Raw genomic sequence first — 15,132 nt, 5'->3', positions numbered from 1 at the left:
CCTATTTTGCGATAATCCCCAGGCTTTCCGATACTCATCGCAACAACCTTTCCGGGATTGCACCGCTCTGAAAAAAACGCCCCAGGAACAGGCCTAGGAGAAACCATGAAAAAACTGATCGTACTACTCGCCGCACTGTTCGTTCCGCTGGCTGCCCTGCCGGCTTTTGCGGCGCAGGTGCGGGTATTTGTGTCCGACATGAACGCCATTGGCGTACCCAATAAGGATGAGATGAAAACCACACTCCAAACCCTGCTGGCGGCACGCCTGAACAGCGAGAAGATCATAGCTGTCGGCAGTGCGGCCGAGGCCGACGCCGTTGTGACCGGCACGTACATCGTTCTGGGCAAGGTATTCAGCATGGACGCCATGGCCAGGACCACCGGCGGCAAGACACTGACGCGCGTCTATATTCAGGGTGACAGCAAAGACGAGTTGATCCCCGCCGTGGGTAAACTGGCGGAGAAGCTGACGGCCGAACTGGACAAGGTCTATTCCGGCGGGCAGCCGATTGTCCCTGCTCCGGCTGCCCAGGCCGCCCTCCCTGCTCCGGCGGCCCCGCTTGTAGCGCCAAAATCCGATTTCATCAAAAGCGAGCAAGTCCGCCCGGCCCCTGACAGCGAATTCATCAAGCCCAAGGAAACGGAACAGGGCGGTGCCGGCGGTTGGCTGAGCAAGCGCCTCGCCGGCGCGGCCAACCTGATGAGTCTGGGTACAACCCTGCCTGACGGGAGCCGCGAGGTATTCCTGGCCGAGGAACGCCGTCTTGCCTACTACCGCCAGGGACGGGACATGAAGCTGGTGACTGAGACGGAGTTCAGAAACACGGAAAAAATCCTCTCGCTGGACACGATAGCCGGCAGCAAGGGTCTTGAGATCTACGTGACGCTCGTTCGTGGCGATGAGCTCGCCTCCCAGGTCTGGCAGGTACAGGGCGACAAGCTGGTAAAACTGGCCGAGGAATTACCCTACTACTTCCGCGCCTTCAGCCCGGCCGGCGGCACCAAAAAACTTTACGCCCAGGCCATTGGCCGCGAGACCGATTTCTACGGAGACGTATTCGAGGCCACTCGCTCCGGCAAAGAGATAACCCTGAAGAATCCCATCAAGATGCCGCGCTTCGGCAATATCTACACCTTCAACCAGTTCCGCGACCAGGACGGGAAAATTCTCACCGTCGTCATCAACCCGGACGGCTACCTTATTGTCTACGACCAGGAGCAGAAAGAATTGTGGCGCGGTAACGACAAGTTCGGCGGCTCGGAACTTTATTTCCAAAGAGAGGATACGGGCGCTACCTATCGCATGTCGGGAGATAAACTCCGCTGGATATTCATGAACATGCGCATTCAGGTGACCGCGGCCGGCACTATCCTGGTGGGCAAGAACGAAGGCTTTTGGGTATTGGGCAATGCCCGTTCCTACAAGAAAGGCTCGGTCTACTGCTTTGCCTGGAACGGTTCGAGTCTTGAGGAAAAATGGCACACCCGCGACACCCAGAATTACATGCCGGACTATTATTTCGACGATGCCCGTAACGAGTTGTGGATTCTTCAGACCGTGCAGCGTTCCGGCATAACTACTCGCGGCGCCTCATCCCTGGCGATCAAAAAGGCGGAATAGCTTAATCCCCTGGTTATCCCGGTACCCGGACCGGAAAGCCGCTCCCCCCGGACGTCTTTCCGGTCCGAATTCTTTGTGCGTGCGAACAGGCCACGTGCGGGAGATTATCTACTTCAGGAATTGATATACATGACCATGCCATCACCCGACATATCACTCCCCCGCGGCGTTAGCGACTTTCTGCCGGATGCCGCCGCCAAGATAGGCTTCATCGAGGCAAAGATCCGCCACGTCTTCGAGTTGTGGGGGTTCCGGCGTATCATCCCGCCCAAGCTGGAATACGAGGATGTGCTGACCATCGGCATGGGAGAGGAACTGCAAGGGAAGACCTATCGCTTCGACGACCGCCAAACCGGGCGCCTGCTGGCTTTCCCGCCGGACATTACACCGCAGATCGCCCGCATTGTGGCGACCCGCCTCTCCGGCTGGCCCTTGCCGCACCGCATAAGCTACAGCGGGCGCGTTCTGCGCCAGACGGAGATGCAGACCGGCCGCAGCCGCGAACTCTTCCAGTCGGGGGTGGAACTGATCGGCCTGGACTCGCCCGAAGCGGACGCCGAGATGATCACCATGGCGATCGAGGCCATGCAGAACCTGGGCTTCGACAACTTCAAGATCGACCTGGGACAGGTGGAGTTCTGCCGGGGGATCATGACCGCTTCCGGCCTGAACGGCCAGCCGCTCCGGGAATTACAGGAGGCTATCGCACGCAAGGATGTGTCGGCCGTGTCGAAAGTGCTGGCCGCCAGCGCCGTTTCCGAGGCCTCCCGCCGGGAAATCTCAGCCCTGCCCCGTCTTTTCGGCGGCCGCGGCGTTCTGGATGAAGCCGAGCAGGTGGTGGACAACCAGCGGTCCCGCGCGGCACTCGCGAACCTTCGCCAGGTGTTGGAAATCCTGGATATTCACGGTGTCAGCGATCATCTGACCATTGACCTGGGAGAAACACGCGGCCTGGGCTATCACACGGGCATCACCTTCGAGGGATTTGTCAGCGGTCTGGGCGAGCCGGTGTGCAGCGGTGGCCGCTACGACAACCTGACAGCCCGCTACGGTTTTTCCGCCCCGGCCACCGGTTTCACCTTCAACGTGCTCAGCCTGCTCCAGGCGCTGGAACGGCGACCCGAGGTGGAGGCCAGCACCACCAGGGATTTTCTGCTGTTCAACAGCCGCGACGACCGGCGTGAGGTGCTGGAGGTGGCGCGCCTGCTCCGCTCGCGCGGTTACACCGCCGCCAGGGACATCATCCGTCGGGAGTACGACGACTCGCTGGCCTATGCGCGGCGTATGAATATCCGCAGCATGCTGATCATCGGGGATGAGGCGTGCGGGGAAGCATACACCGCCGTGCGGGTTCGCGACGGCAAACGGTTCAAAATCACCAAAGAGATGCTACTGCACGAAAATCTTGTTACTATTATTGAAGAGAACTAGCAGACTGTTGAAAAACCAGGTTGTTCAAAAATAGTCGGATCGTCGCACCCGCAGAAGGACCTGAGGAGGCGTGAGCTTTGCTACGCCGCACGAAAGGGAGTTCGAGGACGCGGCGAGATGGCTGTTTTTCAACAACCTATCACAGGGAGACCACGAGACATGGCAAACGTTGTAGTCGTAGGAGCCCAGTGGGGCGATGAGGGTAAGGGCAAGGTTGTCGATATTTACACGGAGCATGCCGATGACATCGTGCGCTACCAGGGTGGTAACAACGCCGGCCACACCTTGGTGGTCGGGAGCGAAAAGGTTGTTCTGCACCTGATACCCTCGGGCATACTGCATGAGGGGAAGCGCTGCATCATCGGCAACGGGGTGGTGCTGGACCCGGAGGTATTCATCCGGGAGATCACCAAACTCAAGGGGTCCGGCCGGATCAGCGACGACTCCTGCCTGTTGCTCTCCGAATCGCTGCACATCATCATGCCCTACCACAAACAGATCGACATCGCCCGCGAAGCCAAGAGCGGCGACAAGAAGATCGGCACCACCGGCCGGGGCATCGGCCCCTGCTACGAGGACAAGATCGGCCGGCGCGGCATCCGCCTGATGGACCTGCTGGACAAGGAGGTCTTCACCCGCAAACTGCGGGAGGTACTGACGGAGAAGAACTTTATCCTTGAAAAGCTGCTGGGGGAGGCCCCCTGCGACTTCGACGCCATTCTGGCCGAATACTGCGGTTATGCCGAGGTGCTGAGGAAATACGTCGCCGACACATCGCTGGTTCTCAGTAACGACCTGAAGGCGGGCAAAAAGGCACTATTCGAGGGAGCGCAGGGGACGCTTCTGGACGTGGACCACGGCACCTATCCCTATGTCACCTCGTCGTCCACCTGCGCCGGCGGCGCCTGTACCGGCTCAGGGGTCAGCCCACGGGATATCCACGAGATCATCGGCATCTCCAAGGCCTATGTCACCCGCGTGGGGAGCGGCCCCTTCCCGACCGAACTGCTGGATGCGACCGGCGAGCAGTTGCGCCAGACCGGCGGAGAGTTCGGCGCCACCACCGGCCGGCCGCGACGCTGCGGCTGGTTCGACGCCATGGTGGTCCGCTATGCCGTGCGGGTCAACGGACTGACCGGCATCGCCCTGACCAAGTTGGATGTGCTCTCCGACTTCGACACTATCAAGATCTGCACCGGCTACACCTGTAACGGCACAATCCTGGAGACCCTGCCGGCCAGTCTCGAACTCTTCGAAAAGTGCCAACCGGTCTACGAAGAACTGCCCGGCTGGAAGAGCGATATTACCGGGGCGCAGACCTACGATGACCTGCCGCAACAGGCTCGCGACTATGTCAAGCGTCTGGAAGAACTGGCCGGTTGCCCGATCGTGCTGGTTTCGGTCGGCCCGCGCCGCGATCAGACCATCATCCTGCGCAACCCGTTCGAATAGCCGGTCTCTGACACGTTGTAAAAGAGCCCCGAGGTTGGGAAAACCTCGGGGCTCTTTTGTTCCATCACGCTCTGAGGCACCGAATACCGAAGGAGCAGCCTGGTGTCCTCCCGTGTGGCATTTTCTCTGTGCTTTCCTCTGTGTCTCCGTGTCTCTGTGGCAAATATTTTTGCACTACCAGATATAATCCTTTGCGATCTCCCGCTTGTCGTGGCCGTACAACAGGTGCATCACCCTGATCCGCTTCAGCGCGGGGGGAGACAGGCTTCCCAAGGGGATGTAGACTATTTTCTTCCCCATGCCGGCTGCTATGCGCTTGAAGACGCTGCGCGGCGGCCGGGCCGCCGCATAGACCACATGGGTCTCCGGCGAATAATCGAGGGCGGCCATCAGCAGGACCTCGGCCTTGGTCCCCCATCCCCGATAGGAGGGGTCCTGCCACACATCCCGCATCCGGCGCGGCGGATATGACAGCAGCAGCCCCCCGTACTCGCAGCGGCAGATGCCCGGCCCGCTCACGTTGTCGCCCGGTTCGGTGGCGTAAAAGGCCATGTCCGACTCCTGTTCGTGCTCTCCCAACCAGGTCATGGCAAAAGGATAGCGGTTGCGGCGGTCCTCGTCGAAGATGATCACCACGCTTCCCACGCCGCCTCTGATCCGCATCCGCTCCCACACATAGATGCGGCCGTCGTGGGGTTTGTTGCGGATCGTCTCGCGCAGGTCGATACCGTCCAGCAGCGAGGTACTCAGGGGTTCCACCCGGCTCTGCTCCTCGGAGAGCTGCTTTATCCCCTTTCGCTTCAGAAGCTTGCCGTAATTTTCGATGACGATATCCTCGGGCGGCCAGGAGCAGACCGAGCCGTCGTCGAACCCATCCAGCCATTCACCCGGCCGCTGTTCCCGCTTCCGCTTGAGGCCCCGCAAACCGTAACGGCCCTTGTCCGACTGCTTGCGGGGACGAAAGCGGATCACGCGGCTCTGGTCGTAGAGGTCTTCGACCCGCAGGCGCAACACCGGAATCTCCGTCTCCTCCCGCTGCCAGGGATAACAGCCGGCCAACCGCCAGAAGGCGTAGGCGAAGTTGTCGTCCACGCAGCCCCGGGCGGCGGTCAGAAGCTGGAAGAGATCGGGGAGCAGACGTCCCGAAAGGGCGGCGTAGTTGCGGCAGAAACGAAAGAAGGCCCGCTTCTGCCAGTAGTGGAGGTGCTCACCCGTTTCCTGCCGGTAATGCCGGGCCGCATGCTCGAACAGGCGCAGATGGATACGTTGCCGGTCCGGCATCTCCCCCTCCACCCCCACCTTCCGGGCACTCTCCTCCATGGCCGCCCGCATGATCTCCTGTTCGGGCAGTTCCTGCTTCCCTCCCGTGATCAATTCCAACGCGTTAAAGCGACGCCGCAAGGGGGGCACCGCGCACCCGCGCTCCGGCGGCAGGCCGCTTCTGCGCATCTCATAGAGAGCCGACGCAAAGGGAAATTCGCCCATCACCTCGCTACATGATTCGGGATGGAGGTTAAAGATGCGGACATCGTTACGGCGCAGCCGACCCAACGGCTCGCTGCGGGGTTGTCCGTAGAATTCCCTGATCCGCCCTACGTGGGCCATACCGCCCACAAACAGGATGCGTTCATGATGCTGCGCCAGCCGTTGCAACCGAAACGCCATCCCCTGCTCGCGGCGGATGTCCTCCCGGCACGGCACCGTATCCGTCGCGGCCCGGCAGTATTCCCGGTAATAGTCGGCCAGACCGATGCGCTGGACGGCATAGGAATCGGGCAGGAGTTCTTCCACAGCCGGATAGTCGTCCAGATCGACGTCCACCAGGTGGAGGGGGATTCCCTGTTCCAGGGCGCAACGGGCGGCCTCCGCCAGCGGGTCGGCCGGTTCCACCAGCAGATAGATGGTTTTTGCTTTGAGGGAGTTGGCAGGAGAACGGGGAACGGAATCGTAGGAGATGACCGAGACCTGGGGCAATCTGCGTATCGCCTGGATGAAGCGTTCTTCCAGGGTGGAGGGCAATTCCACGGCAATACAGTCGGGCCGGACCTGTTGGATAGCCTGGCGTACCAGATGGGCGAACTCCATGCGGTAATGCAGGATGGGCAGGGCGTGGACGGGGCCGAAGGTTTCCAGGTGGAGGCGGGTGGGCATGGGTCAGCACTCTTGACAGGTCGTTGAAAAACAGCCATCTCGCCGCCGTCCTCGAAAGCCACTTCGTGCGGCGTAGCGCTGCTACGCCTCCTCGTGGCTTTCTGCGGGTGCGACGATCTGACTATTTTTGAACAACCTGGGTCTTCAACAATCAGTTAATTCGTGGTCATCCGGAAACGCAGTTGGCGTCAAACACGATCAAGATACGCAAGGGCCTCGTCCCCCAGCACGCGCTCCACGGCCAACGGGAGCAACTCGGCGGCTTCCGTGCCCTGCATGCGCATCATCTTGAGGGCGTAGCGGGCAATGTTGATGCCGTCCCGCACGGAGTAGGACTCATCGGCGGCATGGGCGCGTTGGAGGAAATCCACCACGTACCTCAGGATGCGGCCGCTGCTGAAGGGCAGGTTTTCCCTGAGGATCAGCAACTCCTCGTCGGCATCAGGGAAGTCGATGTATATCTGGGGTTGGAGGCGGGAGTGGATGTATTCCGGCACCTCGAAGGTCGAGGAATCCTCGTTCATGGTGACGACGATGCGAAAATCCCGGGCGGCGGGGATACGCAGGCCGGTGACGACGGATTCCACGTAGCGGCGGTCGTCCAACAGCGGCGCCAGCGAGGCCCAGGCCTTCTCGCTCATGCGGTTGCCCTCGTCCAGTATCAGCACCCCTCCGGCAAGCATGGCCGAAACCAGGGACGATGCGGCATACTGGATCTTCCCGTCCGGGCTGATGACCGGCGAGATGATCAGATCCTCGGGCCGTGTATCCATGGTGGCCTGGTAGAGATAGACCGGCCGCCCCAAATGCTGGGCCGCGGCATAGGCCAGGGTGGTCTTGCCCACCCCCGGCTTTCCCACCAGACGCGGGTTGAAGGGGATATCCCGTTCATCGATCACCATCCACGCCGCCAAGAGTTGGGTAAGCAACTCTTCCTGCCCCACCCATTTCAGCGCAAGGGTTACCGGGGAAGCCAGGTTCAGGGCGATACCGTCGATGGTTGTTTGTTTCATTGGTCTATCTCCTCCCCAACAGCCGCAGCAAACCGTCCAGGATGGTCAGGGGATGAGGCGGGCAACCGGGGATATAGAGATCCACCGGCAAAAATTTATCGATACCGTCGTGCACCTCATGGTGCCCGCGAAAGGGGCCGCCGTCGATGGCGCAGGCCCCGGCGGCGATGACCACCTTGGGGCCGGGGATGGCATCCCACGTCTTGAGAAGGGCGATGCGCATGTTCTCCGTGACCGGCCCGGTGACGAACATGCCGTCGGCATGGCGCGGCGAGGCCACGAACTGGATGCCGAAGCGCCCCAGGTCGAACCCGATGGTGGAGAGGACATTGGTGTCGGCCTCACAGGCGTTGCAGCCGCCGGCGCTCACCTCCCGCAGTTTGAAGGAGCGCCCGTACAGGGACACCAGTTCCTTACCCATGCTGTGGGCCAGCCGGCGTTCCTCTCCCTCCCGGACCACCAGGTCCTCCCGTTCCGAGGTAGCCAGCTTTTCGTCGGCGGTGAAGCGCACCGCGCCGTTGGGACAGGCCCGTTCGCATTCGGGGCAGAACAGACATTTGCCCATGTCCAGGGCCAAGCCGTTGGCGTGGTAGATGGCATCCACCGGACAGACGTCCGAACAGCAGGTACAGCCGGGCGGGCATTGGGCCGGGTCGAGCCGCGGATAGCCCCGGAACAGTGCCGGCAGGAGCGCCGGCTCAGCGGGGTAGCGTGTCGTCCGGTGTTTTTGACGTATGCGCTCGAGCGCCGCCTTGAACATCCGTACCCTTTCTTTTGTGTTTCGCCGGGCTTTCGGCGTCGATCTCCAGCGCCGGCTCCGATAACTGCTGAAACAGGCTGCTGCGGTAGCCCGCATGGGCGGCCAGAGCGGTACTGGCAGCCCGTTCCCGGCCGGCCGCGGCCAGCCATGCCGAAACAGTACGGCTGGCCGGACGTTTCAGCGCCAACTCCACCAGACCGATTACGGTCAGCCATGCAACCAGCTCTTCGAAGCGCTCCTTGTTGAACCACTCGACGCCGTCACTTTCGTGAATCATCATGAAATCACGGCAGGGCGGGCAGGCAAAGGCCGTGGCGATAGTACGTCCGCCGCCGCCCTGGCCGTCGTCCCACGCCAGCAACAAGGTGAGGAGCAGGGCGGCATCCCGGCCCGGATCCTCCTGTAGTACTCGCCTGAGGGTGCAATCGAGCCCGAAGGTCCCCAGGGCGTCCCCCCCGGCATGTTTCAGGAGCAGCCACCCCAACAGCACCCGGGTGCCCACAGGACTGTCCAACAGCTCCATCAGCCCGGTGTGCGTTGCCTGTGCGATCTTGGCAGCCGGTTTCATCGCCCGGAAGGCCGTCGAGAATTCTCGCCAGGCGGAAATCTCCTTCAGCACGGCATCGGCCCCGCTCACGCCTCCGGGCAGGTGCGCATGCAGCACGGCCAGGAAACGCTGGGCCGCCCGGATAACATCGGCCGTATCCGCTCCGGCAACCGGACGGTCCTTATCCGGCATCGGCACCGTCTGCAGTACGGCCCGGAAGGCGGTGTTCAGGGAGGCGTAGCGTTGTTGTTTGAGTTCGTCCTCCAGGTTTTCCACCCCTTGGCCGTTGAGTGCCGCGCAGAGGCCCTGCCAGCTTCCCTCGGCATCGTCCCGGATCTCCCGGAAATCCATGAAGACGTGGAACTGGTATTCGCCCAGCTCCACATAGAGCCCCTTTTCCGCCAGTTCCCGGCCGTTGCGCACATACTCCAGATTCCGGGTGTGGTCGCGGAAGGCATAGAAGACGTGATCCTCAGCCGTAACGCCGAGGGCCGCCCCCAATGTCGTCCGGCGCAGTTCGACGGCATCGCCGTCGGTCTTGACGGCGAACGCGGCGGAATCCTTGATCCATCCCGCGCAACTGGCGTACCGGTTATGGTACAGGACCAGCGCCCGCTGTTCACCCACCTGGTTGGAATAGGCAAAGACGTTCTCGTCGACTGCGTGGCCGGCGTAGAAATCGTACAGCACGAAATTATCCGCCCCGGAGAAGAGCCAGCGCCGGCGCAACAACGGGAAGATCCACATCTCGTGGCCGCGCACCAGCCCTTCGTCGACCGCCTCGTCCCAGTAGGCCCGCTTGTACTCCATGCCGTACTTTTCGTGGAAGCCTTCGATCTGGCCATGGCCGAGCATGGGCAGCCCCGGCATGGTCGCCAGCAACACGCAGGCGCCGAAGTATTTGCCCTGGGTCCCGAACTGCTCCACGGCGGTCTTTTCGTCCGGGTTGTTCATGAAGTTGACGAAGCGCTTGAGCACTTCGGGGTTGAACTCCAGGACGTTCTTGATGGTCTGCCGGTACTTGGCGTTTTCCTCCGTCTTGAGCATGTTCATGAAGGCGCTGTTGTAGACGCGGTGCATGCCCAGGGTCCGTACGAAATACCCCTCCATCAGCCAGAAGGCCTCGGCCAGGAGCAGGGTACCCGGTGCCTCGGCCGCCACCCTGTCCACCACCTCGCGCCAGAATTCAACCGGGAAGAGGGTATCGAACTCCTCCCGGCTCATGCCGTGCTCCGCCCGGGACGGGATGCCGCCCCCCAGGCCGCGGATCGGGAACCAGAGGCGCTGGTAGTGCTTCTTGGCCAGGGTCATGGCGGCGTCGAAACGGATGATCGGGAAATTGTGGGCCACGTGCAGGATGGTCTGAATGACCGCCTCGCGCACCTCGGGGATCAGGTAGTTGAGTTGGGCCGTATCGTTCCAGGGGATGCTGGTCCCGTCGTTGCCGTGGTAGATGTAGCGAATGCGGCCGGTCGTGCGCTCGATCAGGCGAAAGACCACGGCGGCGTCCGTCTTGGTCCAGTAGCCGTCCTCGATCTGGATGCAGGCGTCGCCCGAGTGGGACAGGTCCTCACCGTTGAACTGATAGGTGGGAAACGGGGGGTAATCGGTCTGCACGAACCAGTCCGGGTGCTGGATGACCCAGCGGGAATAGATGCCGGTGTGGTTGGGGACCATATCGCTGGCCAGGCGGATGCCCCGCCGGACGGCCCGCTCCCGCAGGTTGCCCAGCGCGGCCCACCCACCCAGGTCGGCGGCGATCTCATAGTCGTACAGGGAATAGGCCGAGGCGATGGCGTCGGAATTGCCGCACAACTGTTTGATGCGCTGGGAGGCCGGCGAGCGTTCCCAGACCCCGATCAACCAGAGTCCGGTGACGCCGGCTGCGGCCAGCCGGTCCAGTTCCGCTTCCGGTATCTGGTCGAGGCGGGTGATGGGCCAGCCGTACTGCTTCGAGAGCTGATCGAGCCAGACATAGACCATTTTTGCGATCAGCACCACGTTGGACATCCAGTCCGCATCCGGCGAGAACCCCTCGTACTCCGGGTAATCATAGCCGCCGAAGACCGAGCTGCCGCCTGCCTGCCCGTGCCCGCCACGGCCGAACTCCAGAACCGGCGGCGGTCCCGGCGCTCCGGCTCCGCCCCACTCCCGCTCCTCTTCCAGCAGGATATCGAAGGCTTCGACCACCTCTTCCAGCAGTTCCGGCGGCAGTAGCTTGACCCACCGTGTGCGGACAAAATCCAGTTGGCCGGCGAGCGAGGTGGGGGCGGAACCGATGGGCGCCCACAAGGCATCACCAAGGGTACAGCCCAACTCCTCCAGAAGCGGCCCCTGCTTCAGGGCGCTCTGCATGCCGGCGGCCATAACCGGGTACGTGGTCTCACTCGCCAGGGGCCGGTCGTCAAGAATGGCACGAAAGCTGTCAAGAGCCGGATTTTGAGCGGCCAGCCGGAGCAGGAGCAACTCCCGCAGGACCATCCGCCTGCCCTTCTCACCGGCTGCACCGAGCCATTCGCCGCTTTGCTGCGTGCCTTGCAACACCCCATCCGGCGGAAAAAGTGCTATGAAGCGCTCCAGCGTCGCAGCCGTTTCAGCCCCGGCCGGATCACACCCTCCCCGTTGCAGGGCATCCGTCATCACCCCCGGTGTTGCCTGTTCTCCCAAAACGTCGATGAGATGACGGTACACCTTGAGCAGCATGGCATAGAGAACGAGATGGCCGGCATGGGCCGGTGGCGCTTCGGCACTTTTGCCGCGATTCAGCTTGAAAGCGAGTTGCCGGTAAAACATGACCGGTGGGATACTGCGGGTGGCGATGCGTTGCGAAAGCACCCCCAACTCTAGGGAGCGCCAATACCGGGCGGATATCTGGATAGTGTGGGGAAAGTAATCTAGCGCGCTGCTCAGTTCAGTCATATCTGTGTCCGGCCGTGGGTGTTGGGAGGCTCGTAATAATAAATTGAACAGAATTGCGCTCAGATTTTGGTCAGATTTGGCGGTAGCGATTGAACAAAACCGCAGGCGTAGCAGGGCTACGTCGAGGATTTTGCGATTGAGCTGCGGTCAAAGATGGCCGGAAGATGAGATGCAAGATGTTCATGTTATTGTTGCCAGCCTCCTTAGGGTTACAGCGGCAGGAACGCCGGAACGGGGCTGCCCGTAATCCGTCGGACCGATGAACGCTACAGGGAATACTAATGTTTTTTCTTGGTCTTGGTCTTGCTCTTATCCGACTTTGCGGACTTGCCGCTCTTGGAGGTTTTTGTCCTCTTTGCCTTCTTGGACTTGCTCTTCTTGCTCTTTTTGCCGATCTTATTGCTGATCTTGTGGGGTTCGGGATTGAATTCATCCCGGATATTGTTCAACAATATCGAAGCTTCCTCCAGACCGGGATCGGCCTTTTTGGCCGCTTCGAGCGCCTCTTTGGCCTCGGTGAGCCGGCCGGTCTTCAGGTAGAGGCGCCCCAGTGCATTGAGAGCGCGCGCGTGGTCGGGTTTCAGCGCCAGGGCCTTTTTATAGCTGGCAATGGCGTCGTCATAGTCCTTCTTGAAATCGTAGATCAGGCCCAGCTTGTAGTGGTTGTTGGGGTCGTCGGGGAAGAGTTCCGCCGTGCCCTTGAGCAGGTCGGTAATCTCGTCGTAACGCTTGTCCTTGACATAGAGAGAAACCAAGGCGTTACGCGTGTCCATGTCGTCTTTCTGTTGTTCCAGCACCTTTTTATAATGCTCGATGGCCTTGTCGTTCAAACCCTTCATCCGGTAAAGGGCGGCAATCTCACGATTTGCATCGACATTCTCGGGAGACTGCTTCAGCACCGCCTGATACCCTTCGATGGCCAGGTTCGTTTCTTTGTTGCGGGCAAAGAGTCGCGCCAGCTTGAGCTGGATATCGGGGCTGTTGGGCCTGAGCTTGAGAAATTCGCCGTACTGCTCCACCGCCTGGGCATTGCTTCCGCGGTTCAGGTAGATATCCGCCAGACGTAGCCTGGCATCGGCATTTTGCGGCTTGACCCGTACCGCCTGCTTGTAGGCGACCACCGCCTCGTCCAGCATGTCCCGTTTCTCGTAGAGAATACCCAGGTTGAGGTACACGTCGCTGCTGGTGCTGTTGCGATAAACCGCGCCCTTATAGGCTGCAATGGCCTCATTATCCATGTCGGCCGAGCGGTACAGGTTGCCGAGCTCTTCATACGCCGCCACGGCATCGGGCTGCTCCTTGATGGTCGCCTTCAGCCTCTCGATCGCCTTTTCAAGCTCTGCCCGGGGCCGGGCTTCGGCTACCGGCTTGGCAGCAACGGGGGCTGGAGGGGGACCCTGAGGTGAGACAGCCGAGGCCGTCTTGCCCTTGCCGCCCAGAAGCCTTTCATACTCGGCCTGCTTTTTATCGCCTTTTCTGGTATAGATGTCGGCCATCATCAAGTGGATTTCGCGGTTTTGCGGGCTGGACAACGCAGCCCTCTTCAGCTCGTCCAGCGCCTTGTTCAGGTCGTTGCGCTCCAGATAAATGGAGGCAATGCCCAGATGAGCCTTTTCGGAATTCGGGTCGGCCGCCAGCGCCCGGCGATACTCCTCCAGGGCCTTGCCCTGTTGTCCGATGGCCACATAGATCTCGGCAAGGCCGGTAAACACGCCGGCATCACCGGTTAATTCACGACCGGCTTCATTAAAGTGATAGATGGCGAGGGGATAAACCTTACGCTCCGCCAGGATCAAGGCCATGGCCTTATGATATTTGGGATTGGAAATCGACGCGAGGCCGCGGGCCAACTCGACCGAGGCCTCGTCGTTCATCCCTTTCTGGGCGTACAGGAGCCCCAGATTGCCGCTCGCCAGGGGAAAGGACCGTTCCAACTGCAGCGCCTTGCGATATTCCGCAATCGCTCCGTCCAGATTGCCCACCCGCTCGAACTGCAATGCGGTAACAAAGTGACCGGCAGCACCGTCAGGACAGAGCGAGAGGATCTCCGCCTCGGCCTGACGCACCTTGGTCTCATCATGGAGTGCCCCCAGCTTCCCGGTAAGCTCCAAGGCCTTGGGGCAATTGTCCGACCCCAACCCCCAGGTAAAGCCGGTCAACATGAGTACCGCGCAGGGCAAGGCAAGATATGAGCGAATCATTGGCATGTTCTTGGACTGTCCTTGGTTAGTGATGGGGGGGGATTATACATGGCACCTGGTCAAAATTCAATTATTTCGGCGAATATCTTTGATTATTTACATTTTTATGCAATAATTCCTTTCCGTGTAAGACCTGTCGGCCATACCCGTTTGCATGCAGCAAGGAGCGGAAATGATGAACCAGGAACTTGAAACGCTGATCATGAACGCCAGCGACCTGCCCACCATCCCGGTGGTCGCAACCAAGGTCATGCAACTCGTTGAAAGCGAAAGCACCACTTCGGAAGAACTGGCCAAGATCGTGGCGTCCGACCCGGCTGTTGCCGCCCGGGTCCTGAAGATCTCGAACTCATCGTTTTACGGCTGCCAGCGCCAGATCCAGACGCTGTCCCACGCCATCATGATCCTGGGCTTCAGCACCCTGAAAAGCCTTGTGGTGGCGGCCTCGGTCAAACAGGTCTACAAACCCTACGGCCTGACCGAGAAAATGCTCTGGGAGCACTCCTTCGGCGCCGGCCTGGCCGCCCGTATCATCGCCGGCATAACCCGGCTGGTGAATGAGGAGGAGGCCTTTCTGGGCGGCCTGTTCCACGATATCGGCAAGATCATCATGAACACCATGGACAGCCAGCAGTTCCAGAGCGTCATGCAGAAATGCTATAATGATCGGATTTCGTTCCTGGAAGCCGAACGGCAGGTGTATCCCTACAGTCATGCCGACGTGGGGGCGCTGGTCATCAAGAAATGGAACTTCCCCGAGATCCTCATGCATGCGGTCCTGAAGCACCACACCTACGACTTCGGCACCGACGAAGACCCCTACCAGGTGCGGCTGACCTGCGTTGTCGGACTGGCAAACCTCTTCTGCCACAGGGTGGGGGCGGGCATCCGCGAGCCGGAGGATTTTGCGCTCCACGAAACAGCTCCCGCGGTCATCCTGGATATCGATGAGGAAAAGATGAACTTTCTTCTGGAGACCTTTGTGGAAGCCTTCAGCCGGGACAAGGGCTTTTTCAGCTAGAAAAGGGCTACAAC

At 60.8% G+C, this 15,132-nt stretch carries 9 protein-coding genes; 4 read left to right on the top strand and 5 right to left on the bottom strand.

All coding sequences use genetic code 11. From position 1 onward, the window contains the following. Nucleotides 1–105: 105 nt before the first annotated feature. The 3 genes from LDN12_RS02150 to LDN12_RS02140 all read left to right on the top strand — a co-directional run bounded on the left by LDN12_RS02150 (nucleotide 106) and on the right by LDN12_RS02140 (nucleotide 4,506). Complete coding sequence (locus LDN12_RS02150) at nucleotides 106–1,623, top strand: VCBS repeat-containing protein (protein WP_223921050.1); 1,518 nt, start codon at nucleotides 106–108, stop codon at nucleotides 1,621–1,623. Between the two features lie 129 nt (nucleotides 1,624–1,752). Then, entirely contained in the window at nucleotides 1,753–3,054 is a 1,302-nt protein-coding gene (locus LDN12_RS02145; RefSeq protein WP_223921049.1) for an ATP phosphoribosyltransferase regulatory subunit, read from the top strand. A 159-nt stretch (nucleotides 3,055–3,213) separates the two neighbouring features. Further along, nucleotides 3,214–4,506 (top strand): adenylosuccinate synthase, encoded by a 1,293-nt coding sequence (locus LDN12_RS02140; RefSeq protein ID WP_223921048.1) that lies wholly within the window; start codon nucleotides 3,214–3,216, stop codon nucleotides 4,504–4,506. A gap of 174 nt (nucleotides 4,507–4,680) precedes the next feature. Here the strand turns inward: LDN12_RS02140 and LDN12_RS02135 are convergent, their stop codons facing one another. The 5 genes from LDN12_RS02135 to LDN12_RS02115 all read right to left on the bottom strand — a co-directional run bounded on the left by LDN12_RS02135 (nucleotide 4,681) and on the right by LDN12_RS02115 (nucleotide 14,103). Beyond that, nucleotides 4,681–6,657 (bottom strand): hypothetical protein, encoded by a 1,977-nt coding sequence (locus LDN12_RS02135; protein WP_223921047.1) that lies wholly within the window; start codon nucleotides 6,655–6,657, stop codon nucleotides 4,681–4,683. A gap of 188 nt (nucleotides 6,658–6,845) precedes the next feature. After that, nucleotides 6,846–7,670: an AAA family ATPase gene (locus LDN12_RS02130; protein WP_223921046.1), complete on the bottom strand. Its 825-nt coding sequence runs from the start codon at nucleotides 7,668–7,670 to the stop codon at nucleotides 6,846–6,848. 4 nt (nucleotides 7,671–7,674) lie between these two features. Continuing rightward, on the bottom strand, nucleotides 7,675–8,430 hold the full coding sequence (locus LDN12_RS02125; RefSeq protein WP_223921045.1) for a hydrogenase: 756 nt from the start codon (nucleotides 8,428–8,430) through the stop codon (nucleotides 7,675–7,677). Then, nucleotides 8,369–11,896 carry an alpha-amylase family glycosyl hydrolase gene (locus tag LDN12_RS02120; protein ID WP_223921044.1) on the bottom strand — a complete coding sequence of 1,176 codons (3,528 nt, stop codon included), beginning with the start codon at nucleotides 11,894–11,896 and terminating at the stop codon, nucleotides 8,369–8,371. Before LDN12_RS02120 ends, LDN12_RS02125 begins: the two co-directional genes overlap by 62 nt. Nucleotides 11,897–12,174: 278 nt before the next feature. Beyond that, complete coding sequence (locus tag LDN12_RS02115) at nucleotides 12,175–14,103, bottom strand: tetratricopeptide repeat protein (protein ID WP_223921043.1); 1,929 nt, start codon at nucleotides 14,101–14,103, stop codon at nucleotides 12,175–12,177. Nucleotides 14,104–14,272: 169 nt separating this feature from the next. Between LDN12_RS02115 and LDN12_RS02110 the strand changes: the two genes are divergently transcribed. Continuing rightward, nucleotides 14,273–15,118: an HDOD domain-containing protein gene (locus tag LDN12_RS02110; protein ID WP_223924008.1), complete on the top strand. Its 846-nt coding sequence runs from the start codon at nucleotides 14,273–14,275 to the stop codon at nucleotides 15,116–15,118. Nucleotides 15,119–15,132 lie beyond the last annotated feature (14 nt).

This window comes from Geobacter sp. AOG2 (genome assembly GCF_019972295.1).
Lineage (GTDB): Bacteria > Desulfobacterota > Desulfuromonadia > Geobacterales > Pseudopelobacteraceae > Oryzomonas.
The sequence above is the reverse complement of the archived record's forward strand: the minus strand, read 5'-3'. Positions and strand labels throughout refer to the sequence as shown.